The sequence below is a fragment of the Acinetobacter sp. LT1 genome, assembly GCF_059800965.1.
Genome location: NZ_JBBAXE010000001.1, coordinates 297,892 through 323,565, shown reverse-complemented (window position 1 = coordinate 323,565; position 25,674 = coordinate 297,892). Strand labels below are relative to the sequence as shown.

General features: G+C 40.8%; 27 protein-coding genes and 3 tRNA genes. 19 read left to right on the top strand and 11 right to left on the bottom strand.

The features are described from left to right. Positions 1-46 precede the first annotated feature (46 nt). Both WBW42_RS01505 and WBW42_RS01500 read left to right on the top strand, forming a co-directional pair. Positions 47-901 (top strand): methylated-DNA--[protein]-cysteine S-methyltransferase, encoded by an 855-nt coding sequence (locus WBW42_RS01505; protein WP_005065841.1) that lies wholly within the window; start codon positions 47-49, stop codon positions 899-901. Next, positions 898-1,509: an alpha-ketoglutarate-dependent dioxygenase AlkB family protein gene (locus WBW42_RS01500; RefSeq protein ID WP_005065844.1), complete on the top strand. Its 612-nt coding sequence runs from the start codon at positions 898-900 to the stop codon at positions 1,507-1,509. Before WBW42_RS01505 ends, WBW42_RS01500 begins: the two co-directional genes overlap by 4 nt. Positions 1,510-1,693: 184 nt before the next feature. Here the strand turns inward: WBW42_RS01500 and WBW42_RS01495 are convergent, their stop codons facing one another. Continuing rightward, positions 1,694-2,467, bottom strand: a complete 774-nt coding sequence (locus WBW42_RS01495; protein WP_005065846.1) for an IclR family transcriptional regulator — start codon at positions 2,465-2,467, stop codon at positions 1,694-1,696. A 368-nt stretch (positions 2,468-2,835) separates the two neighbouring features. Here WBW42_RS01495 and WBW42_RS01490 point away from each other — a divergent pair, with 368 nt between their 5' ends. The 4 genes from WBW42_RS01490 to WBW42_RS01475 are packed head-to-tail and all read left to right on the top strand — an operon-like array spanning position 2,836 to position 6,297. Then, entirely contained in the window at positions 2,836-2,967 is a 132-nt protein-coding gene (locus tag WBW42_RS01490) for a hypothetical protein (RefSeq protein ID WP_002115031.1), read from the top strand. Beyond that, positions 2,958-5,057 carry an FUSC family protein gene (locus WBW42_RS01485; RefSeq protein ID WP_005065849.1) on the top strand — a complete coding sequence of 700 codons (2,100 nt, stop codon included), beginning with the start codon at positions 2,958-2,960 and terminating at the stop codon, positions 5,055-5,057. Before WBW42_RS01490 ends, WBW42_RS01485 begins: the two co-directional genes overlap by 10 nt. Further along, positions 5,050-5,256: a DUF1656 domain-containing protein gene (locus WBW42_RS01480; RefSeq protein ID WP_005065851.1), complete on the top strand. Its 207-nt coding sequence runs from the start codon at positions 5,050-5,052 to the stop codon at positions 5,254-5,256. Before WBW42_RS01485 ends, WBW42_RS01480 begins: the two co-directional genes overlap by 8 nt. A gap of 39 nt (positions 5,257-5,295) precedes the next feature. Continuing rightward, positions 5,296-6,297 (top strand): HlyD family secretion protein, encoded by a 1,002-nt coding sequence (locus tag WBW42_RS01475; protein ID WP_005065853.1) that lies wholly within the window; start codon positions 5,296-5,298, stop codon positions 6,295-6,297. 44 nt (positions 6,298-6,341) lie between these two features. On the opposite strand, the gene ruvX is transcribed toward WBW42_RS01475, so the two are convergent. The 3 genes from ruvX to recN form a co-directional block, all read right to left on the bottom strand. After that, positions 6,342-6,782, bottom strand: a complete 441-nt coding sequence (gene ruvX, locus WBW42_RS01470; RefSeq protein ID WP_002115066.1) for a Holliday junction resolvase RuvX — start codon at positions 6,780-6,782, stop codon at positions 6,342-6,344. Continuing rightward, positions 6,782-7,336: a YqgE/AlgH family protein gene (locus WBW42_RS01465; protein WP_002114753.1), complete on the bottom strand. Its 555-nt coding sequence runs from the start codon at positions 7,334-7,336 to the stop codon at positions 6,782-6,784. The genes ruvX and WBW42_RS01465 overlap by 1 nt, the downstream gene beginning before the upstream one ends. Before the next feature lie 123 nt (positions 7,337-7,459). After that, positions 7,460-9,127 (bottom strand): DNA repair protein RecN, encoded by a 1,668-nt coding sequence (gene recN, locus WBW42_RS01460; protein ID WP_163114255.1) that lies wholly within the window; start codon positions 9,125-9,127, stop codon positions 7,460-7,462. Positions 9,128-9,241: 114 nt separating this feature from the next. On the opposite strand from recN, the gene WBW42_RS01455 reads away from it, so the two are divergent. The 4 genes from WBW42_RS01455 (at position 9,242) to WBW42_RS01440 (ending at position 12,757) form a co-directional block, all read left to right on the top strand. Beyond that, positions 9,242-10,552, top strand: coding sequence for a tetratricopeptide repeat protein (locus tag WBW42_RS01455; RefSeq protein ID WP_032063688.1), 1,311 nt, complete (start codon positions 9,242-9,244; stop codon positions 10,550-10,552). A gap of 76 nt (positions 10,553-10,628) precedes the next feature. After that, positions 10,629-10,955 (top strand): pyrimidine/purine nucleoside phosphorylase, encoded by a 327-nt coding sequence (ppnP, locus tag WBW42_RS01450; protein ID WP_002115102.1) that lies wholly within the window; start codon positions 10,629-10,631, stop codon positions 10,953-10,955. A 102-nt stretch (positions 10,956-11,057) separates the two neighbouring features. Next, on the top strand, positions 11,058-11,807 hold the full coding sequence (rlmB, locus tag WBW42_RS01445) for a 23S rRNA (guanosine(2251)-2'-O)-methyltransferase RlmB (RefSeq protein ID WP_005079348.1): 750 nt from the start codon (positions 11,058-11,060) through the stop codon (positions 11,805-11,807). A gap of 35 nt (positions 11,808-11,842) precedes the next feature. After that, on the top strand, positions 11,843-12,757 hold the full coding sequence (locus WBW42_RS01440) for a DMT family transporter (RefSeq protein ID WP_032070756.1): 915 nt from the start codon (positions 11,843-11,845) through the stop codon (positions 12,755-12,757). Here WBW42_RS01440 and coaE read toward each other — a convergent pair. Genes coaE through pilB form a run of 4 tightly spaced genes read right to left on the bottom strand, consistent with a single transcriptional unit; the run spans position 12,754 to position 17,177 of the window. Next, entirely contained in the window at positions 12,754-13,350 is a 597-nt protein-coding gene (gene coaE, locus WBW42_RS01435; RefSeq protein ID WP_032070755.1) for a dephospho-CoA kinase, read from the bottom strand. The genes WBW42_RS01440 and coaE overlap by 4 nt on opposite strands. A gap of 1 nt (position 13,351) precedes the next feature. Next, positions 13,352-14,212: a prepilin peptidase gene (locus WBW42_RS01430; RefSeq protein WP_032070754.1), complete on the bottom strand. Its 861-nt coding sequence runs from the start codon at positions 14,210-14,212 to the stop codon at positions 13,352-13,354. Beyond that, positions 14,212-15,438: a type II secretion system F family protein gene (locus WBW42_RS01425; protein ID WP_005079343.1), complete on the bottom strand. Its 1,227-nt coding sequence runs from the start codon at positions 15,436-15,438 to the stop codon at positions 14,212-14,214. The genes WBW42_RS01430 and WBW42_RS01425 overlap by 1 nt, the downstream gene beginning before the upstream one ends. Before the next feature lie 26 nt (positions 15,439-15,464). Next, positions 15,465-17,177 (bottom strand): type IV-A pilus assembly ATPase PilB, encoded by a 1,713-nt coding sequence (pilB, locus tag WBW42_RS01420; RefSeq protein ID WP_032070753.1) that lies wholly within the window; start codon positions 17,175-17,177, stop codon positions 15,465-15,467. Positions 17,178-17,468: 291 nt separating this feature from the next. Here pilB and tpiA point away from each other — a divergent pair, with 291 nt between their 5' ends. The 9 genes from tpiA to WBW42_RS01375 all read left to right on the top strand — a co-directional run bounded on the left by tpiA (position 17,469) and on the right by WBW42_RS01375 (position 24,400). Further along, the gene (gene tpiA, locus WBW42_RS01415) at positions 17,469-18,263 is read left to right on the top strand and encodes a triose-phosphate isomerase (protein WP_032063691.1); all 795 of its coding nucleotides are present in this window, start codon (positions 17,469-17,471) and stop codon (positions 18,261-18,263) included. Positions 18,264-18,275: 12 nt separating this feature from the next. After that, entirely contained in the window at positions 18,276-18,605 is a 330-nt protein-coding gene (secG, locus tag WBW42_RS01410) for a preprotein translocase subunit SecG (RefSeq protein ID WP_002115012.1), read from the top strand. A 56-nt stretch (positions 18,606-18,661) separates the two neighbouring features. After that, positions 18,662-18,746: transfer RNA gene (locus WBW42_RS01405), tRNA-Leu, on the top strand. Positions 18,747-18,784: 38 nt separating this feature from the next. Then, positions 18,785-18,861: transfer RNA gene (locus tag WBW42_RS01400), tRNA-Met, on the top strand. Positions 18,862-18,950: 89 nt separating this feature from the next. After that, positions 18,951-19,027 (top strand) — tRNA-Met (locus WBW42_RS01395). Between the two features lie 215 nt (positions 19,028-19,242). Then, the gene (gene rimP / locus WBW42_RS01390; RefSeq protein ID WP_002114922.1) at positions 19,243-19,767 is read left to right on the top strand and encodes a ribosome maturation factor RimP; all 525 of its coding nucleotides are present in this window, start codon (positions 19,243-19,245) and stop codon (positions 19,765-19,767) included. 37 nt (positions 19,768-19,804) lie between these two features. Beyond that, the gene (gene nusA, locus WBW42_RS01385; protein WP_002115134.1) at positions 19,805-21,289 is read left to right on the top strand and encodes a transcription termination factor NusA; all 1,485 of its coding nucleotides are present in this window, start codon (positions 19,805-19,807) and stop codon (positions 21,287-21,289) included. A 10-nt stretch (positions 21,290-21,299) separates the two neighbouring features. After that, the gene (infB, locus tag WBW42_RS01380; RefSeq protein ID WP_002114697.1) at positions 21,300-23,999 is read left to right on the top strand and encodes a translation initiation factor IF-2; all 2,700 of its coding nucleotides are present in this window, start codon (positions 21,300-21,302) and stop codon (positions 23,997-23,999) included. Further along, a complete protein-coding gene (locus tag WBW42_RS01375) occupies positions 23,999-24,400 on the top strand; it encodes a ribosome-binding factor A (protein ID WP_002114836.1) in 402 nt (133 codons plus the stop codon). Before infB ends, WBW42_RS01375 begins: the two co-directional genes overlap by 1 nt. A gap of 57 nt (positions 24,401-24,457) precedes the next feature. Here WBW42_RS01375 and WBW42_RS01370 read toward each other — a convergent pair whose 3' ends face one another. From WBW42_RS01370 to WBW42_RS01360, 3 genes are read right to left on the bottom strand one after another with little or no spacing between them, the layout of a single operon-like run. Further along, positions 24,458-24,862, bottom strand: a complete 405-nt coding sequence (locus WBW42_RS01370) for a Na+/H+ antiporter subunit G (RefSeq protein ID WP_005065884.1) — start codon at positions 24,860-24,862, stop codon at positions 24,458-24,460. Positions 24,863-24,873: 11 nt separating this feature from the next. Next, a complete protein-coding gene (locus WBW42_RS01365; RefSeq protein WP_005065886.1) occupies positions 24,874-25,149 on the bottom strand; it encodes a monovalent cation/H+ antiporter subunit F in 276 nt (91 codons plus the stop codon). Beyond that, positions 25,146-25,673 carry a Na+/H+ antiporter subunit E gene (locus WBW42_RS01360; RefSeq protein WP_005065887.1) on the bottom strand — a complete coding sequence of 176 codons (528 nt, stop codon included), beginning with the start codon at positions 25,671-25,673 and terminating at the stop codon, positions 25,146-25,148. The genes WBW42_RS01365 and WBW42_RS01360 overlap by 4 nt, the downstream gene beginning before the upstream one ends. Position 25,674: the final 1 nt, after the last annotated feature.

The following is a 25,674-nucleotide window of genomic DNA, read 5'->3' as shown; positions in this document are numbered from 1 at the left end:
GCTTTGGCTACTTTAATGTAAGATATAAGTGCTAAGGAGGTGACACATGCAAATGCTTTCTTCTCGGCAATTTGCTGTAATTGCCACTGTGATTGAATATTTATATGAACATCTAGACCAGCAACCCAGTCTGGACGATGTGGCGAGTCATATGAATTTAAGCCCAAGCTATATTCAACGCCAGTTTCAGGAATGGGTAGGGATTAGCCCGAAAAAATTTGTGCAATATATGAGTTTGCAACAGGCCAAATATCATCTGTTGCAACAACGGAGTTTATTAGAAACCGCTTTAAATACGGGTTTATCTGGCACAGGACGTTTACACGATCTGTTTATTCAGCTTGAAGGGATGACGCCTGGGGAATATAAACAAAAAGGCGAAGGCGTTATTCTTAATTATTCGGTTGAGACAAGTCCCTTCGGTGAGTTGTTGGTTGTCAGTAGTGAAAAAGGCATATGTTCTATACGGTTTATCGAAACTCACGCCAATATTGAACAACTCATTAAGCAGTACTTTTCGAAAGCTCAATTGAAAAATCAGTCACCGATTTGGCATCAACAAATTGCAAAGTGGTTTGAACAGGATTTTTCAGAACACTTACAGCAGAAACTTCCTCTTAATTTGGCTGGAACTCCATTTCAGCTACAAGTATGGGAAGCCTTGCTCACCATTCCAGAAGGGCAACTTCGGACTTACCAAGATATTGCAGAGCAAATTGGGAAGCCTAAAGCAGTTAGAGCCGTTGCTACAGCAATTGGGCAGAATCCGATTGCATATCTGATTCCCTGTCATCGAGTGATCCGTGCCACAGGGATGGTTGGAGAATATCATTGGCAAAAGGGGCGTAAATTGGCATTGTTAGCTTGGGAGATGTCAAAGCAACATGGAGAGACCGTATGACCTTGGATTTATTTTCTCCAGAGCCTTGTGAGAATTTATTACCCTACGATGGTGAAGTTCAGGACTATGGTTGTATTTTAAGCCCTGAAGAAGCTGAACAATATTTTGATTATCTTTACCAACACCTCGCATGGAAACATGACGAGGCTAAGTTGTATGGCAAGCACTTTATTACAGCTCGAAAAGTTGCATGGTATGGAGATGACTACTATCAATATAAATATTCGGGTGTCGCACGTGATTCTTTACCGTGGGACAAAGCACTCGCTAAATTAAAACAACAGGTAGAGCAAATACTTTCAGAAAAATTTAATTCTTGTTTGGCAAATCTTTATGAAGATGGAACCCAAGGAATGGCTTGGCACAGTGACTCGGATGTTTCTTTGGCAAGAACGACAACAATCGCCTCTTTAAGCTTTGGTGCTACTCGTAAATTTTCTTTTAGACATATTCAAAGTAAAGAGAAAATTGAATTGTGGCTACAGCCAGGCCAACTCATTGTGATGCGTGGTGAGACTCAACAATATTGGCAACACCGTTTAAATCGCTCAACAAAGATTTTACAACCACGTATTAATCTTACTTTTCGGCAATTTAAGTTTTTATAAAAATAAGACAAGAAAAAAGCCCATGATGGCAGCATGAGCTTATTCCTCTGAGGGGGATGCTTCTACTGATGAGCTGCTGATGAAAAGAATCATCAATAGGAGCTAAAATCATAATATGAGAATATTGTGATATATTCAATGTTTTAAAGTGTAAGAAAAGTTTAAATTATCATAAGGTGGAGTTTTAGATTTCACCTTTTTCAGATAATTCCATAAAACGTTGTTCAATAAGTGCTGCATTTTCTTGCAAAATTTCGATGAGCTTTTCAACGTTTAAAAAATCAAAACGATTTTTAGAGGCAACTAAAGTTAAAGCCAAAGGTACTTCTTTGTTTGAAAAACGAACAGGAACAGCTAGACCTGAAACATTTGGGTCAATCTCACCTTGTGAGAAATAGAACCCTTGTTTTTTAATTTTACGCATACGCTGAATAAAGCTCGGTTCATCTTCAGCAAAACCTGATTGTTTTAATTCTTGCTGGTAACGGTGGTAGTAGTCCTGCATGCGCTGCTTACTTAAATGCGAAATCATTGTTTTTGGAGATGATCCAACGTAAATCGGTCTTGGGCAGCCTCGGCCATATGAAAGTAGCTCAGTGTCTTTAAATATTTCATGATGTATGTCAATGCAATAGTCATCATTTAAATAGGTAAGCAAACAGCACAGTTCGGTACGTTCTACAATATTTCGCATAAACGGTGTGCTGATTTGAACCAGTGGGTCGGTTGTTCTGGATATATAGTCAAGAACTGCAATTTTTGAGCCTAAGGTATAATCGCCAGAGGTTCCATTAATGCGTTTTAATAGATCAGCCGATACTAGTTCTTTAAGGTAACGGTAACTCGTTGGTTTGGACAAGCCAAGTTCTTCGCAAATAATATCGACATTAATGATTGGACGCGAAACTGAAAATAGGTCCAGTACGGTTAAAATTTTGCCAAAACTTGAAATTGCCATAATGTCTTGTTCGTATCCTTTAACAACGAGTCATCTTTGAGTTTTTTATAACAGAAAAAAAGAAGATTTGTCTCAATTCTAAAATAAATGCCTGATTTGAGTATTTTACTCTGACAAAGAGAAAACTTCTCTTGGCTTATACATCATATACGATAATTAAAAAATATATCAAATTATCAAATGGAGATATTTTAGTTGACTAAATCGCTTTATTTTGAAAAAATTGCCAAACAAAATATCTAATCGAGAAATTGGTCGGTTCCAGATTGATTTCTTGATACCTCTTCTTTCCAAAGCTTGGCCGTTTAAATGGCGCCCAAACTGAAATCATCTCTGCCAATCAGGCGAGATGTGGAAAAATCATTGTATTGAAGGATGCTCCTCATATCATTTGCTTTGAGGCAAATGGCAAAGTTGTGTTGTCTTTAGAAAGACAATCAAATATTGAAGGGCATGCTCATCAGTTCAAATCTGTATTTGAGATGAGTTCATGTTATTAAAGCAAATACTGGCGTTCCGCCCGAGTAGGCTTGATCTGATCTTTGCCTTAAAAACATTTATTGCCGGAATGTTGGCACTATTTGTTTCATTTGAATTAGATCTGATTAATCCGATGTGGTCGATTGGTACGGTCCTGATTATTGCCAATCCATATTCAGGAATGGTGTCCTCTAAATGTGTCTATCGGGTGGTAGGGACAATTGGTGGAGCTGTGATTGCCTTAACTCTAACACCACATTTAATTAATACACCTTGGATATTTACCGTGGTGTTATCGTTGTGGGTGGGTTTTGCGCTTTATGTGTCGTTACTTGATCGTACTCCACGTAGTTATGCTTTTATGCTGGCGGGTTACTCGACAGCCATGATCGTCTTCAATGCGATTACCTATATTGATCAATACAATATATTCGATATTGCTTTAGCTCGGGTTATAGAAATTTCGATTGGCGTGATTTCAAGTGCAGTGGTTTCTGCCACGATTCTTCCAATGCATATTGGCTCAGCAATTAAACAGCGGGTGATAAAAGCCCTAAAAGATACAGAAAATCTGTTTGCTAATTTATTAAATACAGATTCGCAGCAGAACAATACCCAGCTTTTGGCTGCCATTACTCGCGACACCACAGATATTCATGCCTTGGCAGTACATTTGAGTTATGAAAAGGGTGAACTGCATGGCATGACCAAACCCTTGCAGGAAATGCTTCATCAAATCTCAATGGTGGTTGCTAATCTAGTCGCTTTATCTGAGCGTATCAAGCAACTTCAAGAACTTCGATTTATCGAGACTCATGCAGAAAAACTGCAACAACTTTCAGCTCATGTTGTACAGTTTTTAGAGCAAAAAGATCTAATCGTTGATGAAAATATTTTGCAGTTGCCTGATGAGTTTGAAAGCGATTTCGCAAGTTTGATGGAGTCGGCTTCTACACACCAACAAGTTTTGGTTGCAGCTATGAAAATGGATGTGCGCCATTTCATTAGCAATGTGTTAGCCGTTAAAGTTTTGTGGCAGCGAATTCAGCAAGGTAATAAAGAAATTCCTGACAACATTACCCCAATGACGACCAAATATCCAAGTTTACACCGTGATCATGGTGTGGCGATACGAGGTGGGATTAGTGCAGTCCTTATTACTTTTATCGTGACTGGGGTCTGGATTGTGTCGGGATGGAAAGCTGGATTTATGATGGCGCAAATGGGAGCAGTAACCGCCTGTATTTTAACAGCCTTAGATAACCCGGTTCCGGTTCTGCGTATTTTTATCTGGGGCAGTATAGCTTCAGCAGTTTTAGTCTTTGTTTATGCATTTGGTATTTTTCCGCATGTCACAACTTTTTGGGAACTTGGACTGGTTTTATTACCGATGTTCTTATTCGCAGTGTCTATGATGGCTAACCAGATGTTGATGCCAGTAGGTATGGTGTTGGGTATTAATACCATGATGGGACTAAACCTGCACAATGCTTATAGCATGGATGCAGTGTCTTATCTTGATAGTTCATTTGCCATGATCTTAGGTGTTTTAGTGTCTTTGATTGTCATTGATGTTGTTCGCGCCATGTCACCAGACACGAGTGCAAGCCGTATTTTAGCCTTGCATTACCGTGCCATGCGACAAGCGATCTATCTGCCATATGGTCTTGATTTTAAAGTTCATCTACGCAGTATGCTAGATCGGATTGGGATTCTAAACAGCAAAATGGTGCAATCAGACGAGATTAAAACTTCAATTCATCAGGCCCTGATTGAGTCGAGTAGTATTGTTGATTTAAGCCGATTGCAAGAGTTAGCCAATCAGTTTCCTCAAACATCCGAACTCACTCAGCATATTGGCGATTTGCAACAAAATCTGGATGAGCTGTTTAGAGCTAAAGAAAACGATGAAAATGATACGACAGCTTTAGTAGAGCGAATCTACCGAGCGTTATTTGAATTAAAACAGCTTGCTTCAAATGTTGAAGATATGACTATGCGACAAAGACTACTCATTTCACTGAACAATATTGCTTATAGCATGTGCCATGTTTCATCAGAGCAAATGAATGAAAACAGCACCCTGAGAGGAGCCACAGCAAATGGGTGAGTTTAATGTTTATGGTATTTATGTGCCTTCTTTGCTCATTCAAGCACTCTTGGCATATATCTGTTTCCGTGGGTTAAGTCCTTTAACAAATAAGTTGATTGCACAAGGCTGGATTGCATTACCTAGTATTTTTAATTTGTGTTTTTACCTCTTATTACTTTTGGTAATACATCAAATTTTTGTTGGGGTCGGTGCGTAGAGATGTTTGCGAAATTAAAGATTGAGTTAGGTGAGTGAAATGAATCAGGTGGATTTGAAAAAAGTCATCCGTCCAGTAATTTTGATTGTCGCATTAATGCTGGCGGTCTATACCATTGTGCATTTATGGAATTACTATAATGCAGCGCCGTGGACGCGTGATGGTCGAGTTCGTGGTGACGTTATTCAAGTATCTTCGGATGTCGCGGGGCTTGTGACAGAAGTATTGGTGCAAGATAACCAGACTGTGAAAAAAGGTCAGGTGCTCTTTAAAATTGATGTTTCCCGCCGAGCTTTAGATGTAGAGCAGGCAAAATCTGATTTAGCAAAAGCAAATGCAGCCTTTGCCCAAGCGCAAGCTGGTTTAGCACAAGCCAAAGCGAACCTGATTAAATCAGATACGAATATTAAGTTAGCCGAGAAAAATGCAAGCCGCTACTCAAATCTTATGGATGGCGCCATCTCTAAACAAGAACAAGATCAAGTTTTCGCAACACGTGATCAATCCCATGCTGAACATGAGCAACTCCAAGCTGCTATTCAACAAGCGGAAGCAACTGTTAAACAACAACAAGCTCTGATTGAGGCGGCTACGAGTAACTTGCATTTGGCCGAGCTTAATATGCATCGTGCTGCGGTAATTGCTCCAGCTGATGGTACTTTATCTAACTTTGATATGCGCCCAGGTAACTATGTTCAAGTTGGTCAGGCTGTTGCAGCACTACTTGACCGTAAACAACTCTATGTTGTGGGCTATTTTGAAGAGACTAAATTAAACCGTATTCATGTCGGCGATCAGGCCAGTGTACAGTTAATGGGGGATAGCCAGAAAATTAAAGGCCATGTACAAGGTATTGCATCTGGTATCGAAGATCGTGAACGCTCAAGCAGTTCTAAACTTCTTGCCAATGTAAATCCAACGTTCAGTTGGGTTCGTTTAGCGCAGCGTGTGCCTGTAAAAATCGTATTGGATGAAACACCAAAGAACCAGCTTGCTTTCATCTCTGGACGTACGGCAACTGTGCATATTATCGAGAAATAAAACGAGAACTAAAAAGGAAGGCTTTAGCCTTCCTTTTTTAGTTCTTACGGTGTTAAACCGACTGGATTTCGATACCAACTCTGAATGAGTAAGGCGGCTGCAAAACTATCTGCCGAAAGCTTTTTTGCTCGACCTTGCTCTTGGTAGAAACCGAGTTCTTCTCGTGCTTCACGTGTAGTTAAACGCTCATCTACCATTAATGTTTCAATATTGGTTTGATGGCGTAAACGTCTCGCAAATTTGCGGGCACGTGTAGAAAGTTCTGACTCGCTATCATCCATATTCAAAGGCAAACCAACCAAAAATAGATCAGGTTGCCATTCTTTCACGATTTTTAAGAGCTGATCCCAGTTTGGAATACCATCTTTCATCACAAATAGAGGGAGGGGATTGGCACTTTCAATTGAAGACTGGCCAATCGCCATTCCCATTTTTTGAGTACCAAAGTCAAAAGCCATAATCGATTTTGATTGTGTTTCGGTCATTAAGCATGTCCGATTTCAGATGCTAACCATGCACGATCTACACCGATTTTTTTATAAGCTGCATCCCAACGATCGTCATAAGGCAGGTTAAAAATCAGATCCATATCGGCATCACAAATGAGCCAGTCACCGCGCGTAATTTCATCTTCTAACTGGTTTTTACCCCAGCTCGCATAACCTAAAGCAATTTGATATCGACCAACACCTTCATTGTGGGCAATCGCATCAAGAATATCTTTACTGGTAGTAATACAAACATTTTCACCTACAGCAATAGATGAATGCCATGTCGGTTGTCCAGTATGAAGAACGAATCCAGCCTCGGGACGTAATGGCCCACCTTGTAAAACCACATGTGGATTTACATTGTCTGCTTCAATGTCGAGATCATTGAGTAATTCTTTAATTTGAATGCCGGAAGGGCGGTTAATAATAATGCCTTGAGCACCTTCTTCATCATGACGGGCAAGATAAATTACAGTGTTTGCGAAAAAGTCATCTGCCATTTCTGGCGGGGCAATCAGACAACGGTGAGTCAGATATTGTTTGGTCACCTAAGCGGTTCTCCCTCAAAAAATGTCACTAGAGGGTCTCTCGACCCTTTTATCTATATAGGTTCTTTTTATCAACATACAAGAGTTAATCGGATTTCGCCAATCTTTTTCTCTCATTTTTTATTAATTTGAAGAAGCCTGAAATTTAAGTTGGCGTAATTGTTTTGCGTGTTGCAAGGTTGTTTCATTAATTTCAACTCCGCCTGACATGCGAGCTAACTCTAAAATGATTTGATTTTCATCCAATTCAACAATTGTACTACTGGCTGGATCAGTTTGTTGTTTCTTCACTAGTAAATGCTGATCTGATTGTGCAGCAACTTGTGCCTGATGAGTAATACATAAAAGTTGAACATGTTGGGCTAGGTCGGCAAGTAAACGTCCAACAACTTCTGCTGTACCACCACTAATACCAACATCAATTTCATCAAACACTAACACTTCTGCTTCGGTTTTTTCAGCGTTCATGACTTGCATGACAAGTGCAATACGTGAAAGTTCACCACCTGAAGCTACTCGTGCTAATGGTTGTGGAGGAATACCCTTATTGGCAGTAAATAATAGTTGAATAAAACTTAAACCCTCAGCAGTAGGTTGCTCTAGTGGTTCAAACTTAAACTCAAAATGTGCCTCTGGCAGCGCTAAAGGTTTAACTTGTTCGGTTAATTGTTTAGCAAGTGGAGCAGCCGCTTCACGACGAATATTGTCTAAATGCTGAGCTTTCTCCAAGAACTCCTCATGCGACTTTTCAACTTGTTCTGCCAATGTTTCTGGGTCTTCAAGTTGATGTAATTGCTCAAGCTCACTTTGCCAAGCTTCATATTCTTCTTTAAGCGTTTCTGGTTGAGTTCGGTATTTCCGTGCTAAACGATGGAAAACTTCAAGTTTAGAGTTGAGCTCCTCCATTCGCTCTGGATCAAAACTTTGACGATCAATAAATTGACGCAAGTTTGCCGTTGCATCATCTATTTCACTTTGAGCATTCAGTAAAGAATTATAGATCTCGGAAAGTTGTTCGCTACGCCCCGCGTGGGATTCTAATCTACGAATAATCGAAGACATTTCTTGAGTAATGTTTTGCTCAGCTTCATCAAGCACATTTAGGCTATAGCTACAATCATGCATGATATGTTCATGATGACTGAGGCGATCGAACTCTTGCTCAATTTCTTTATAGTCAGTTTGAATGACCTCTTCGAGCTCTTCAATTTGATGCTCTAAAGTACCAATACGTTGCAGTCGGGTTGCTTGTGCATCTAAGGCTGCTTGATGCAAACGAATGGTACGTTGCCATGTGCTATAGGCTTCACGTACATCATTTGCTTCAGTATAAAAATTATTATAACGATCTAGCCAATGCTTTGGATAAGGCGGTTCAAGCAGCTGCTGCTGGCTGTGCTGACTATAGAGTTGAACCAGCAAGCGACCTAATTCTTTGAGTTCAGATAGACTGCTCGGGCGACCATTAACCCATGCTTTGCTGCGTCCGGTTGCGAAAATCACACGACGTAAATGGATTTCCCCAGAATCATCATCTAGCTCGTGGTCTTGGAGCCATTTTGCTTCAGGACTATTATTTTGATAGGTAAAAACTGCGGTGATATCCGCTTTATCCGAACCATAACGGACATAATTTGTATCTGTACGTTCCCCTAGGCAGGCAGAGAGTGCATCCAGTAATAATGATTTTCCGGCACCTGTTTCGCCTGTTAGAACATTAAATCCTTGTTCTATATCAATAGCCAAATGATCAGCTAATGCAAAATTAATTAAAGTTAAATGTGTGAGCATAAACGCATCCAACGCGCCAAATTATGGGTTAAAGATAGAGAAGTTTTGAATTTGCTACAAGTGATCTATTATTCTAACTGAAATTATAGAACAGCAAGATTGCGGATATTTACAATGAAAAAAACATTAAGCTTACCGAAACCACCAATAGGGATGATCAACCGCCATAAAAAAAATAATCCTGCGGAAATGAATAAAATTTTAAATCAGCATTTTAATGCATTTAAACAGGCAGCAGCACAAGGGGATTATGCCAAAGCTTATCAACATGTTAAACAAGCTGTTAATTTGGTTCCCAAGCATGCTGGCGCCTTATCAGATTTAGCTTATACCGAATTACGCTTAGGCCGTTATAACGATGCCTATCAACATTATTTACAAGCGATTCAAGCAAGTGGAGCTAACGTAAATACAAACTTATATGATGGACTCACAGAAGTTTGTCATCACTTAAAGAAAAAAGAAGAAACAATCAAATTTGGACGCTTGGCAATTGCAACCAAAAAAGAATTAGTGAAGAGCGAACCTGTTTTGTCTATTGCCAATCATGCACCACCAGCATTTAGTGCAAATCCTCAAGAAAATATTATTGCTTTTTCATTGTTTGGGGCAAACCCTCGCTATTGTGAAACCTCTATTTTAAATATTCAGTTAGCCAAACAAATTTATCCTGAATGGACGTGTCGCTTTTATGTCGATGATACTGTGCCAGTACTGGTGCAACAGCGTTTAAAAGAGAAGGGCGCGCAAGTTATTCAGGTTACAGATTCTCAAAAACAGCTATCTGGTTTGTTTTGGCGCTTTTTGGTGATGGATGATCCGACAATTAAGCGTTTTCTGATACGTGATGCCGACTCCATTGTCTCGCACCGCGAAAAAGCAGCTGTAGATGCTTGGCTCAAGAGTGATAAATGGTTTCACTTAATGCGAGACAATTATTCTCATACCGAGTTAATTTTGGCGGGAATGTGGGGTGGATGTACGGGGATTTTTCATAATATTGAAGCACATATCAGGGATTATGTTGCCACCGGACGTTATCTGGATAATCGGGTGATGGATCAGCATTATTTGCGCTACTGTATTTGGCCGACTTTAAAACAAAATGTGCTTATACACGATAGCCAGCAATTCGATTCAGATGCTATCGATTTTCCAGCTTATGATCTGGCGTTAATGCAAAACGACAGCGAAAATTTTCATGTAGGAATGAATGACGGTTCACCGGTAGTTGCTACAGCAGTTGCCCATCCAACTGCACAGAGAGTGTGTTGGGTACTTCTAGATGAAAATCAGGTCGAAGTTTGCAGATACGATGCAATTGTGTCGAATAGTCGAAATATTGAGATTAACTTACCTTATGCTTTTGCCAAAAAAATTCAGGCACAGCAGTGGAAATTACAAGTCTATCCGTATGAAAACTGATTGATTAGTTATTTAGGCACAATTAAACTACATTCATCATAATTTATATAAATACGGCATTATCTGGAGAGTGTGCATGAGTTCAACCCAATTTGATCATGTAACGGTCATCAAAAAATCAAACGTTTATTTTGGTGGAGCATGTATCAGCCATACCGTGCAATTTGAAGATGGAACAAAAAAAACACTAGGTGTTATTTTGCCGACTGAGCAAGCTTTAACTTTTGAAACCCATGTTCCTGAGCGTATGGAAATTATTTCAGGTGAATGCCGCGTAACAATTGCGGACAGTAATGAAAGTGAGTTGTTCCGTGCAGGCCAATCATTTTATGTGCCTGGTAATAGTCTTTTTAAAATCGAAACTGATGAAGTACTCGATTACGTGTGCCATTTAGAAGGCTAAGAAATTCCTATTCAAATCGGGTACACTATGCCCAAAGAAATCCTGTGAAGTTGGCTTTGCAGGATTTTTATTTTTTTGCTCAAACGTTGTTAGAGGTCATGCATGGCAAAACCGGAATATTATTATGGCGTTCATTCAGTGGAGTCATTGTTAGAACTTGAACCGGAACGTGTGCTAACCCTGTTTACTTTAAAAGGACGGGATGACCAGCGTTTGCAAAAGATTTTGCAATTGGCAGAGCCTTTTGGAATTAGTGTACAAAAAGCAAGCCGTGATAGTCTCGAAAAGCTTGCAGGTCTACCGTTTCATCAAGGCGTGGTTGCAGCAGTACGTCCGCATCCGACTTTAAATGAAAAAGATCTAGATCAGATCTTGGCTGAAACCCCAGATGCTTTATTGCTGGCATTAGATCAGGTGACAGACCCGCATAACTTAGGGGCTTGCATCCGTACCGCTGCTGCAATGGGCGTGCAAGCAGTGATTGTACCTCGTGATCGTTCGGCAAGTTTAACCCCAACAGCTCGTAAAGTTGCAGCGGGTGGAGCTGAAAAAGTTAAATTTATTCAAGTCACAAACTTGGCTCGTACATTAGCCCATCTCAAAGAGACGACTCATACACGTGTGATTGGCACTATGCTTGATGAAAGTGCAATGCCAATTCAAAAATGTGATTTCTCTGGCCCAGTCGTGATCGTGATGGGAGCCGAAGATACGGGTTTACGCCCAATTACACAGGCACAGTGTGATCATAAAGTTTATATTCCGATGTCTGGAAATTTACAGAGTCTAAATGTGAGTGTGGCAACAGGTATGGCACTTTATGAGGCTTGCCGTCAGCGTTCTGAGGTATAATCTAGCTGCCTTTCTAGTTTGTAAGCAGTCTTGATATGTCTCCCCGTAAGCAAGGTTATTTTTTTGTATTGGTGACCATGTGCATTTGGGGCGGGTTTACACTTTTTGCCCGTTTAAATGCACAATGGCACATCAGTGCTTGGGATATTGCCGCACTACGCTTTGCTATAGCCTTCCTAATTTTGATGCCTATCTTAATTTATAAAAAAGATCTCGCTTTTTTATGGAGTAAGCATGCGGTTATTTTGGCATTGATTGGTGGAGTCATTTACTGCCTTACGGTTTATACAGCTTTCCTTTATGCACCAGCTGCCCATGCTGCAATATTTTTAAATGGCTGTATTCCTATCTGTACTGCAATTGCAGCATACATTTTATTTAGACAACCATTTGATAAGCATACATGGGTGAGTCTGGCAATTATGATTACTGCCTTGGCTCTCATGAGCGCATTGATGTTGAAAAGTAGTACCTCTGCTTTTGGAATTGGAGATTTACTTCTGTTTATCAGTGCGATTTGGTGGGGGATTTTTACTGTACTACTTAAACAGTGGAAGCTCTCTGCTTGGCATTCTATGGCAAGCGTCGCAATCTGGTCCGCAATTATTTATTTGCCGATTTATTTGTTGTTCTTACCTAAGCACTTTATGGATGTAGATCCTTTGCACTTAGCTGTACAAAGTATTTTCCATGGCGTGTTTGTCGTTATTATTGCGACATTAACCTATGTTGCTGCTATTCAGCGTCTTGGCGCATTTAAAACGGGAAGTATTGTAACTTTGGCGCCGTTTATTGCTGCTATTTTAGCTGTACCTTTACTTGGTGAATCATTAAGCCCATCAATTGTAGTGGGCTTAGTAGGTATGGGAATAGGTGCTTTACAGCCTTGGCGTTGGTTTAGACAAGATAGCCTGACACAAAAGATTAAGCAGCAAAATACACAAAATTAGTTTGCACGCTTCAAATAGCTTTGATGTAAAGGCTCTAATTGCTGATATAAATGTTCGAGTAACCCGTCATTAAACACAATGTCATTGGCAAGTTCACGTTTACGCTCGCGTGGCATTTGTGCTGCAATAATTTTCTGGATTTGTTCTTGGTTTTGCCCATCACGTTGGCTTGCACGCTGAATTTGAGTTTGTTCACTCGCATCAACTAATAGAGTGTGATTAACCAATTCATGCTGGTTGGTTTCAAAAAGTAGGGGGGAAACTAAAATCACATAAGGACTTTTTGGGTTTTGTAGCTGTTGAACAATAGATTGGCGAATGGCTGGATGCGTGATTTTCTCAAGTGTTTGTCTTGCTTCAGGGTTTTGAAAAATATATTCACGTAGTGCACGGCGGTCTAGATTGCCGTCGGGTTGAAGTACCCAATCTCCAAAAGTTTGTTGGATTTTTTGAAGGGCAGGTTGGCCTTTTTCAACCACTTCGCGAGCAACAATATCGGCATCGACGACTTGGATTCCTTGGGATTCAAACCATTGTGTTGCAGCAGATTTTCCACTGCCAATACCACCTGTGACTCCCAGAATAAAAGCCATCTTAACCTCCCAAATAAATTTTCATAATTTGGTCACCCCATAAAAAGGCAACCCAACCCGCAATGGCAATATATGGCCCAAACGCAAAGGGCTGATTATCATTACGTAATTTTAGTAAAATGATGCCAATAATTGCACCTAGTAAAGATGACAATAGCACAATTAATGGCAGCATCAATGGCCCCATCCACGCGCCTAATGCGGCAAGCAATTTAAAGTCGCCGTAGCCCATACCTTCTTTGCCTGTAATCACTTTAAATAAGTAATACACAATCCAAAGGCATAAAAAACCGATTAAATATCCCCAAATAGCTGAGTTAGGCGAGGTGTAAATATTAAAGGTATTAATACCTAAGCCGAGAGCAGCCAAAGGTAGGGTGAAACGGTCAGGTAGTAGCTGAGTATCAAAGTCTATAAATGTTAAAGCAATCAAAATCCAAGTGAGCACTAGCCCCCAAAGCATTTGTAGGGTTGGACCAAAAACCATGACGACTACTAATGAACATAGCATCGTGAGTAATTCAATCGCTGGATAACGAATGCTAATAGGATGTTGGCAATCGCCACATTTTCCTCTTAACATTAACCAGCTTATAACTGGAATATTTTGATACCAACGGATCGGTTGCTGACATGCAGGACATGATGAAGCAGGTTTACTTAATGTCAGCTTTTCATGCTCAATGATGGGTAGTTCGGGATTAAGCAATATTTGACATTCCTGCTGCCAATCTTGTTCCATCATTTTGGGGGTGCGATAAATTACCACATTCAAAAAGCTACCAATACATAGGCTCAATAGTGCGACTGCAATATAAAGTGCAGTTAAGTTTTGAATAAAATAAGCAATAATTTCTTGCATTATATGACTGAGCCCATTTGGAAAATTGGAAGATACATAGCAATCACTAGACCACCTACGAGCACCCCTAAAATTGCCATGATTAAAGGTTCCATCATTGAAGTTAAACCATCAACGGCATTATCAACTTCATTTTCATAATAAGTAGCAACTTTATCGAGCATGCTGTCTAGCGCACCAGATTCTTCACCAATTGCGACCATTTGTATAGCCATAGATGGAAAACGATTTGAAACACGCATTGCAAATTGGAGTTGTTGACCAGTAGCAACATCTTCACGAATTTTCATGACGGCTTCTTCATAAATGACATTGTTGGTTGCACCAGCCGTTGACTCAAGCGCATCAATGAGCGGAACACCAGCGGCAAACGTGGTGGCTAAAGTACGGCTATAACGGGCAATAATCGCCTTATAAACCAGATCGCCAAAGATAGGTAGTTTCAGTGTAAGTTTATCTAATCCATCACGGAATTTTTTACTGCGCTTCTTGGCTTCCAGAAAGGCAGCAATCACTGCTCCAATCACAATAATCATAATGAACCAGTATTCCTGCATCCATTTCGACATATTCACGACCATTTGGGTAAATGCAGGTAAATCTGCACCAAAAGAAGAAAACAGGTCTTGGAAAACAGGCACTACTTTAACCATCAAAATAATGGTAACAACCACAGCAACTACAATAACCGTTGCTGGATATTTCATAGCCTTCTTAATTTTCTGCTTAAGCAATTCACTTTTTTCTTTGTAAATTGCCACACGGTCCAACATGGTTTCAAGCGCACCAGATTGTTCGCCAGACTCTACAAGAGAACAAAACAAGTTATCGAAGTGTTGAGGATACTTCCTTAAAGCTGAAGCAAAGGTACTACCACCTTCAACTTCACCTTTAATCCCGAGTACCACCTCGCGCATGGCTGGGTTTTCCAGACCCTCCGCTACAATTTCAAAGCCTTGTACCAGTGGCACACCTGCTTTCATCATTGTTGCAAGTTGCCTAGTAAAAATTGTGATATCGAGTGTTGATACTTTCTTCTTGAATAAACCCTCAAGAATATTTTTACGCTTTTCCCGAATATTACGGACAGTTACACCTTGTTTGCGTAGGGTGACTTTGGCTAAGGCCATATTCTTAGCTGGAAGTTCGCCCTTAATTTTTACGCCCTTACGGTCAACCCCTTCATAAGCAAAAGTCGGCATCATTTGTGCCTTTTTGACAGTCATGAATTATCCTTATTTTAAATTGTCTTTTATTCACTGGTCACGCGGTTGACTTCTTGTAAGGAAGTAACACCTTGCATGACTTTCTTTAACCCTGAACGACGCAGATTATTAAACCCCAGTTTTTCAGAAGCAGCAGCGATTTCTAAAGCATTGCCATCTTCCATAATAATCTTGGAAATTTCAGGTGTAACTTTCATCACCTCGTAAATACCTACTCGACCTTTGTAGCCTTCACGACACTCAGTACAACCTACAGGTTGAAAAACTTGAAAATCGGGATGGGTTAAATCTTGATCGGTAAAGCCCATTTCTAATAGGCTCTGTTTAGGAATGTCGGCAGGTGTTTTACACTGTGGGCATAACCGACGCGCCAAACGTTGAGCAATCACCAGATTGACAGACGTTGCGATATTAAAGGATGGAACACCCATATTACGTAGGCGAGTAAGTGTTTCTGGAGCACTATTGGTATGCAGTGTTGACATGACCATGTGACCGGTTTGTGCAGCTTTAATCGCAATTTCAGCCGTTTCTAAGTCACGAATCTCACCGACCATAATAATGTCAGGGTCTTGACGTAAAAATGATTTCAGTGCGGCCGAAAAAGTAAGACCTACTTTTGGGTTAACGTTAACCTGATTAATGCCTTCAAGGTTGATTTCGACTGGATCTTCGGCAGTGGAAATATTAGAGCTTTCAGTATTTAAAATATTTAAGCCAGTATATAAAGATACCGTTTTACCAGAACCGGTAGGACCTGTAATTAAAAGCATACCTTGTGGTTTATCGAGTGCTTCTAAAAAAAGAGCTTTCTGATCTTCTTCATATCCTAAAGCATCAATTCCGAGCATTGCGCTAGATGGATCGAGAATACGCAGAACCAGTTTTTCACCAAACAAGGTTGGAAGTGAGTTCACACGAAAATCGATTGCTTTAGTCTTTGATAACTTAAGCTTGATACGACCATCTTGAGGCACTCGTTTTTCGGAAATATCCATTTGAGACATGACTTTTAAACGTGAAGCCAAACGGTTAGCCAATTGCAAAGGTGGATTTGCAATCTGACGTAACACGCCGTCGACTCGATAACGGACCCGATATGATTTCTCGTATGGTTCAAAATGTAAGTCTGAAGCCCCCATACGAATCGCATCGATGAGTAATTTATTAATATATTTAACAATAGGTGCTTCATCGCCTTGAGGTGTTTCTTCCTCATCCTCTTGTGAGGCTGGAGCTTCAAGGTCTACATCAAGATCAAACTCTTCATCACTAAATTCGAAGCTACTTTCTTCGGTAAATTGTTGCGCCAGAATTTTCTCAAGCTTATGGTGCTCGACAATAACTGGTTCAACCATGAGCTTGCTATTAAAGCGAATGGCATCAATCGCTTCAATATTACTCGGGTTGCTGGTTGCGACATATAAAATCTGTCCTCTTTGTATGAGAGGTAAGATCCGATGTTTTAAAACCAGTTTCTGATCGACCAAATCTTTGGGAATTTGGCTTGTATCGTAAACATCCAGATCAAAATATGGTTCAGCAAATTCAATAGAAATTGTTTCAGCTAATAAAGAAGGGGAGAGATGAACCTCTTCAATCAGGTACGCAACCGTATCCCGTTTAGCTCTCTTTGCTGCATCTAATGCTGTTTGCATGGTCGCTGCCGACACATGTTTTTCTTCGACTAATCGTCGAAAAAACCCCGAAAATTTTGGAGATGTATGTATGACTGACATCTGCCTACCTGTGCTCATATGTTTATAATTGGTATATAAAAAATTATACTTTTGTTATCTAAAATTACTACCTGAGAAAATGATGCTCTGGTCTTGATCCACTCGCCAAAGCTTGAACTAGTCGAAGTTTTTATTCATTAATTTTTGAAAGACGATTCTTTAGACTCGATAAAGTTTTATAACTGTTTTCAATGAGTAGAAAAGATATGGGCAAAGCCGTTAAAGAAAAGTATCTGAAATTTGTATAAATGCGTGTAGAATGTGCTGCATTTTTGACGAAAGGTGAGCCGTATGTCGGGTTCGACGATTACGCCTTGGGTAGTTGGCAACTGGAAAATGAACCCAATGCGTGCCAATGCCAAACAACTTATAGAAGAATTTAAACAACTATTGCAACAAAACCAAATTGCAGATGAAAGCTGTCATGTAGGGGTTGCTCCGGTTTCTATTGCGCTTGCAATGGTACAAACACAATTGCAAGATGCTGCAAGAACAGTATATACAGTTGCACAAGATGTATCACGTGTAGCGGGTACTGGTGCGTATACTGGCGAAGTCAGCGCAGAACTATTAAAAGATAGCCAAATTAATTTTGTACTGGTTGGGCATTCTGAGCGCCGTGATATTTTTGGCGATAACGTTGAAATTTTGAAAGCTAAACTCCAAAATGCATTAAATGCGGGCTTGACTGTCATTTATTGTGTTGGTGAAAGCCTCGAACAACGTGAACAAGGTTTGGCAGAGCAAGTTGTATTGCAACAAATTTGTGATATTGCTCCTGTAGTGACTGCTGAGCAATGGCAAAAGCAAATTGTAATTGCCTATGAGCCAATCTGGGCAATTGGGACAGGTAAAACTGCTTCTCCACAAGATGCACAGGCAATGCATGCTAAGATTCGTGAAGGTTTAAGTCAGATTACCCCAGCGGGTTCAGACATTGCGATTTTATATGGCGGTAGTGTAAAAGCTGAAAATGCGGTCGAATTGGCGGCATGTCCAGATATTAATGGTGCGTTGGTAGGCGGTGCTTCATTAAATGCAGTATCTTTTTATCAAATCGTACAAGCCTTTGCACAAAGTAAATAACGAGGATAGGGTATGCACTCTTTTGTACTGATCGTACATATTATTTTAGCGGTACTGATGATTGCCTTGATTCTAGTGCAACACGGTAAAGGTGCTGATGCCGGTGCTTCTTTCGGCGGTGGCGGAGCAGCAACTGTATTTGGTGCATCAGGTTCAGGTAACTTCCTTACTCGACTTACTGCTATCTTAACAGCGTTGTTTTTTGTGACGAGTTTAACTCTCGCTGTTTTTGCGAAAAAACAGACTACTGATGCATATAGTTTGAAAACTGTACAAACTACAGCGCCAGTTCAAACGACATCGCCTGAAACTTCACCAAATGCACCAAAATCGAGTCAATAATTCGAAATAGGGCTTTCCTTTTGCAGTGGGAAGGACTAGAATGCGTCCCACAAGCTGCGGTGGTGGTGGAATTGGTAGACACGCTACCTTGAGGTGGTAGTGCCTTCGGGCGTGGGGGTTCAAGTCCCCCCTTCCGCACCAACTTTGAACCAGAAAGTTGAGTGCAAGCAGTTTTTTGATGCGGGATGGAGCAGTCTGGTAGCTCGTCGGGCTCATAACCCGAAGGTCGTTGGTTCAAATCCAGCTCCCGCTACCAATTTGATTAAGGTGCAACTTAATCAAGCGAATATTAGATAAGTTTACATTGACTTTTTTCGATATTTGTATATAATTTTTGCACGTTGATGCGGGATGGAGCAGTCTGGTAGCTCGTCGGGCTCATAACCCGAAGGTCGTTGGTTCAAATCCAGCTCCCGCTACCAAGTTTCTTAAAAGAGGCTCACAGACAGGTGGGCCTTTTTGCACAGTGGACTATTGTTTTCTGTGCTAAATAGGGGCGATTAACGCCCTTTTTTATTGGTTATCGTATCGCTATCGTGTAGTGTCGACATCAATTGGTCAAATAGTCATGCTTCACTATAGTAGGTCTGTGTCGGTTAAAACAACCGATTGAATCGCACGAGAATGACGAGAGTAAATGAAATTATCAAATAAATCCCAAGCATTGCATGACTTAATTGTTCCTGCAGTGGAAGCATGTGGTGTCGACCTTTGGGGGATCGAGTTTCTCCCACAAGGTAAACGTTCATTATTGCGTATTTATATCGATAAAGCGGTAAGTGAAGATGCTGAGCCTGTAATTAATGAAGATGGTGAAGTAGAACTAGGCCGTGGTATTGGTGTACAAGATTGTGTGCGTGTAACACAACAAGTTGGCGCAATGTTGGATGTTCATGATCCAATCTCAGGTGAGTATTCATTAGAAGTTTCTTCACCAGGTTGGGACCGTCCATTTTTTCAACTAGAACAGTTACAAGGCTACATCGGACAACAAATTGCTTTGCGTTTAATTGCAGCAGTAGAAAACCGTCGTAAATTTCAAGCAAAACTTATCGCAGTAGACCTTGAAAATGAAGAAATTCAGGTTGAAGTTGATGGGAAGCATGTGCTTGTGATCGACAGCAACAATATCGATAAAGCAAACTTGATCTATCAAGATTAAATTTATTTAAATTTTATAAGAAATCGGTAGGTGACTTATGGGCCGCGAAATTCTTACCGTTGTTGAAACGGTTAGTAATGAAAAAGGTGTTAGTCGTGAAGCGATCTTCGAAGCTTTAGAACAAGCTCTAGTTGCTGCAACGAAGAAAAGATTTTACGAAGGTACGCATGCTGAAGAAGCTCAGCTTCGTGTAGAAATTGATCGTAAAACTGGTGATTACCGTACGTTCCGTCAATGGACTGTTGTGGCAGATGAAGATCACGAGATGCCAGCTTGCCAAGATGCAATTTCTGACGTTGATCCAGCTAAATGGTCAATTGGTGACGTGCGTGAACTCGAAGTAGAATCTATTGAGTTTGGTCGTATTGCTGCACAAATTGCAAAACAAGTTATTGTACAAAAAATTCGTGAAGCTGAGCGTGCTTTAGTTGCTGATGCATATGAGTCTAAAGTTGGTGAGTTAATTTACGGTGAAGTGAAAAAACAAACCAAAGATGGCTTCATTATCGACTTAGGCGACAATGCAGAAGCTTATCTTGCACGCGAAGAGATGATTCCAAAAGAAATTCTTCGTCCAAAACAACGTGTAAACGCTATTTTATATAATGTTAACCGTGAAGGTCGTGGCGCTCAGTTGTTGTTATCACGCGCTAAGCCTGAAATGTTAATTGCTTTAATGAAAAAAGAAATTCCTGAAATTTCTGAAGAAATTATTGAAATTAAAGCAGCGGCACGTCAACCGGGCGTTCGTGCTAAAATTGCAGTGAAAACAAATGATCACCGTATTGACCCTGTAGGTGCATGTATTGGTATGCGTGGTACGCGTATTCAAGCTGTACAACAAGAGTTAAATGGTGAACGTATTGATGTAGTGGTCTGGTCTGATGATCCGGCTCAATACATTGCTAGTGCATTAGAACCAGCTGATGTTTCAGGCATCGTGCTTGATGAAGATGCAAGAAGTGCCGACATTATTTTTGCAACCAGCGATCAATTAGCTCGTGCGATTGGCTCTCAAGGTCAAAACGTTCGTTTAGCTTCTGATTTAACTGGCTACAAACTCGACATGATGCTTGAAGAAGAGTATCGTGCTCGTCAGCAAAATGAAGCTCAGCAATATCTTGATATGTTTGTATCACGTCTCGATATTGAAGAAGATTTAGCAATGGCATTGGTGGAAATGGGCTTCACTTCTTTAGAAGAGATTGCTTATGTTCCTGCTGAAACTTTTGACGAAATTGAGCTTGATGCTGAATTGGTTGAGTTATTGCAAAGTCGTGCAAAAGAAGCAGCCCTTACTGATGCTTTGAAACAGCAAGAAAATATTCAAGAACCGAGCGCAGACCTTCTCACTATGGAAGGCATGACTTCTGAGATCGCTTACTCGCTTGCCGCTCGCGGTATTATTACTGTCGACGATTTGGCAGATCAAGCTACTGACGATATCTCTGATATTGAAGGACTTGGTCATGAAAAAGCAGGTCAATTGATCATGAAAGCTCGCGAATCATGGTTTAACTAGGAGATGAAATATGACGGACAAGTCGATTAAAGAGTTAGCTCTCAGTGTAGGACGTCCTGTTGAGAAGCTCCTAGAACAGGCTCGTGAAGCAGGTTTGCCTCAACGTACAGCAGACGACATTATTACCACTGAACAACAGGATACTTTGGTCAATCACTTGAAAAAAGTTCATGGTCAGGAAAGTGGTAACACAGGAAAAATTGCGTTGAAACGTAAAACAACCAGTACCGCTAAAGTTGCAAGTACTTCAGGTAAAGCAAAAACGATTAACGTAGAAGTACGTAAAAAGCAGGTTTTTGCTAAACCAAACCCTGAACAAATTGCAGCTGAAGCAAAAGCACGTGCAGAAGCTGAAGCAAAAGCACGTGTAGAACAGCAAACGCGTGAAACTGCCGAGCAAAAAGCGCGTCTTCAAACAGAGCAAAAAGCTAAAGCAACTTTAGATGCGATGCGTGCTGCTCATCAACAAGATAGTGCTGCACAGACAGCTCCAAAAGCTGCTGTTGTAGTGAAAAAGCGCGGTGGTGGTACAGTTAAACCTGCACCAAAACCAGCTGAAACTCCAGAACAGAAAAGAGCTCGTGAAGAGCAGTCAGCTCAGTTAAAAGCAACTGAAGAAGCTGCACGTCGTAAAGCGGCTGAAGAAGCTCAGCAACGTACACTTGAACAAATGCGCAAAATGGCGTCTAAGTATTCAAATGACGATGCTACTACGACAATTCGTGTGATTGATGATTCTCCACTTGCTTCAGGTCTAGTTGGCCAAGCTTATGAAGATTCATTTAAGCAAGAAGACCGTGAAATTAAACGCGGTGGCGCAACCACTAACCCACGTGCTGGGAAGAAAGGTGGCCGTCGTGGTCAAGAAGAGCAAAGCTTTGTTAACCATAACAAACGTGGTTTAAAATCAAGCCAAGCGAATAAGCATGGATTTGAAAAGCCAGTTAAAAAGCAAGTTTATGATGTAGAAATCGGTTCAAGCATTGTTGTTGCCGATCTTGCTCAAAAAATGGCGATTAAAGTACGTGAAGTTATCAAAACACTTATGAAAATGGGTGAATTGGTTAATCAAGATCAAGCTATTGATCAAGACACAGCGGCACTTGTTGTAGAAGAAATGGGCCACAACCCTGTTTTAGTTTCTGATACACAAGCGGAAGATAACTTGCTTGAAGCAGCTGAAGAAGCTCGTGGTGAGCAAACAACTCGTCCGCCAGTTGTTACCATTATGGGTCACGTTGACCATGGTAAAACATCATTGCTTGACCGTATCCGTCGTTCGAAAGTGGCGGCTGGAGAAGCAGGTGGTATTACCCAGCATATTGGTGCATATCACGTTGAAACAGACAAAGGAATTATTACATTCCTTGATACGCCAGGACATGCGGCATTTACTTCAATGCGTGCACGTGGTGCTAAAGCAACGGATATCGTTGTATTAGTTGTTGCTGCAGATGATGGTGTAATGCCACAAACTGCAGAAGCAATTGACCATGCTCGTGCAGCAGGTACTCCAATTATTGTTGCAATCAACAAAATGGATAAAGAATCTGCTGATCCAGACCGTGTGTTAAATGAATTAACAACGAAACAAATCGTTCCAGAAGAATGGGGTGGTGATGTTCCGATTGCTAAAGTTTCTGCACACAGCGGACAAGGTATTGATGAACTCCTTGATTTAATTCTTATTCAATCAGAATTGATGGAATTAAAAGCATCTGCTGAAGGTGCTGCGCAAGGTGTTGTTATTGAAGCGCGTGTAGATAAAGGCCGTGGTGCAGTAACTTCGATTCTTGTTCAAAACGGTACATTAAACATTGGTGACCTTGTTCTTGCAGGTTCGTCTTATGGTCGTGTCCGTGCAATGTCTGATGAAAATGGTAAGCCAATTAAATCAGCAGGACCATCTATTCCAGTAGAAATTCTGGGTCTTCCAGATGCTCCAATGGCGGGTGATGAAGTTCTTGTTGTAAATGACGAGAAGAAAGCGCGTGAAGTTGCCGATGCTCGTGCTGACCGTGAGCGTCAAAAACGTATTGATCGTCAAAGTGCTATGCGCCTTGAAAATATCATGTCGTCAATGGGCAAAAAAGATGTTCCTACAGTGAACGTTGTTTTGAAAACAGACGTACGTGGTACTTTAGAAGCATTGAATGCTGCTCTACATGAATTATCTACTGACGAAGTAAAAGTTCGTGTAATTAGCTCAGGTGTTGGTGCGATTACTGAGTCTGATGTAATCCTTGCTGAATCTTCAGAAGCTGTATTGTTAGGCTTTAACGTTCGTGCCGATACGACTGCTCGTCAACGAAGTGACCAAGATGGTATTGATATTCGTTACTACAGCATCATCTATGAATTAATTGATGATGTGAAAGATGCCATGAGCGGTAAACTTGCTCCTGAACATCGTGAAACAATCTTGGGTGTTGCGGAAGTACGTGAAGTATTCCACTCAAGTAAGTTTGGTGCAGCAGCAGGCTGTATGGTACTTGAAGGCACATTACATCGTAATAAACCGATTCGCGTATTACGTGATGATGTTGTAATTTTCCAAGGTGAGCTTGAATCTCTTCGTCGTTATAAAGATGTTGTTGATGAAGTTCGTGCTGGTATGGAATGTGGCCTTGCGGTGAAAGGTTATAAAGACATCAAGCCACAAGATAAGATCGAAGTGTATGATGTTCAATTGATTAAACGGAGTCTTTAATGGCGGGTAGCCAACGCTTAAAGCGCATGGCGGATTCAGTACAACGTGAGTTGTCTGAGCTGATCCGTCAAGAGCTTAAAGATCCTCGCTTAGGTGGTCTAGTGACCATCTCTGCGGTGAAAGTCAGTGCGGATATGGGTTATGCTGAAGTTTATGTCACCGTTATGGGACGTGAACTCGGCGATGAGCAAAGTGAAGCAGCAAATAAAGAAACTTTAGATGTATTAAATAAAGCTTCTGGTTTCTTGCGTCATGAATTGAGCCGTCGCATTAAGACTCGTATTACGCCTCGCTTACGTTTCCATTACGATAAGACGAACGCATATGGTAACTATATGTTTGGTCTAATCGAAAAAGCGGTACAAGATTTACCAGAACGTAAGTCAGATGACCAAGAGTAATTAAAACTCAAAATAAAAAAGCCACCTTCGGGTGGCTTTTTTATTGATTCAATTTTTTTATTCTTTAGGAGGTTCCATAGGGGGCTTATTTTGTGAGAAGCGCTGACCAATTTTGTAACGATCCCAAGGTAGAGGACGTTCAATGGCTTCAGGTACTTCACCACTCAGTGAGCGTAAACGTAAATGTAGCGCAGCTTGAGCAATCAAATTAGCCGAAACTGGTGCGGTAATGAAAGCTAAAAGGGTAATGAGTAGCTCGGCAAAACCGAACCGACCTTGGAAAGCAAAAAAGATCATGGAAGCAATCAGAAAGCTTCCTAAGCCGAGCGTACTCGATTTGGTAGGCGCATGTAAGCGCATGAATAAGTCGGGTAAACGGACCATACCGATTGAGCCAACTAACATGAAGAAGGCGCCAAAAACCAGAAAGACCGAAACAATAATTTCCATTGTAAATTGCATTTGACCTCTCCTTAATCGATAACATGACCGGTTGTGAAGTAGCGTGCTAAGGCGGCTGTAGATACGAAACCTAACATCGCAACCAATAGTGCTCCTTCAAATAGAGAAGTCGTCATCCAATAAATGCCTAACACAACAATGAGGCAAGTTGCATTGAGGAAAAGTGTATCGAGCGCTAAAAGGCGGTCTACAATTGATGGGCCCATAACCAATCTAAAAAGGCAAAGTAGCATCGAGATTGTAACGGCAATCAAGCTAATACCTAGAGCATAGGGTAGGATTGTCATGCACTTGCCTCCGTTTTACTTTTCACATCAAAAATTTCCATAAGAGGAATTTCATAACGTTCTTTGATGTCTTGAATATCAGATTCGATATTATCTGTGCTTAAAGCATGAACCAGAATATCCCCGCGTTCCTGATCGATACCCGCAGAAACCGTACCTGGTGTTGTGGTAATGATCATTGCCAGTAAGGTGTTGACCTGCTCATGTTCTGTCTCTAAAGGTACGCGATACCATTTAGGGTGTAATTTTTTAGTAGGTCCCAAAACAAGTTTTGCGACCTTAAAGTTAGAAATAATAATATCCCAAAGAACAACAAAACATAGTTTAACTGCAGGTTTCCAGTGAATATGCGGTGTGCGGGTAATAAACGGTTTGACTAAACGAGGGATGATTAAGCCCAAAAGCATCGCAGTCAAAAGATCACTCGCATCAAGACTATGCGCCAGCATCAACCAAAATAAAACGATGAGAACCGAAACAAATGGATGTGGAAACCAGCGTTCAAGCAAATGAGTTAACTGCATT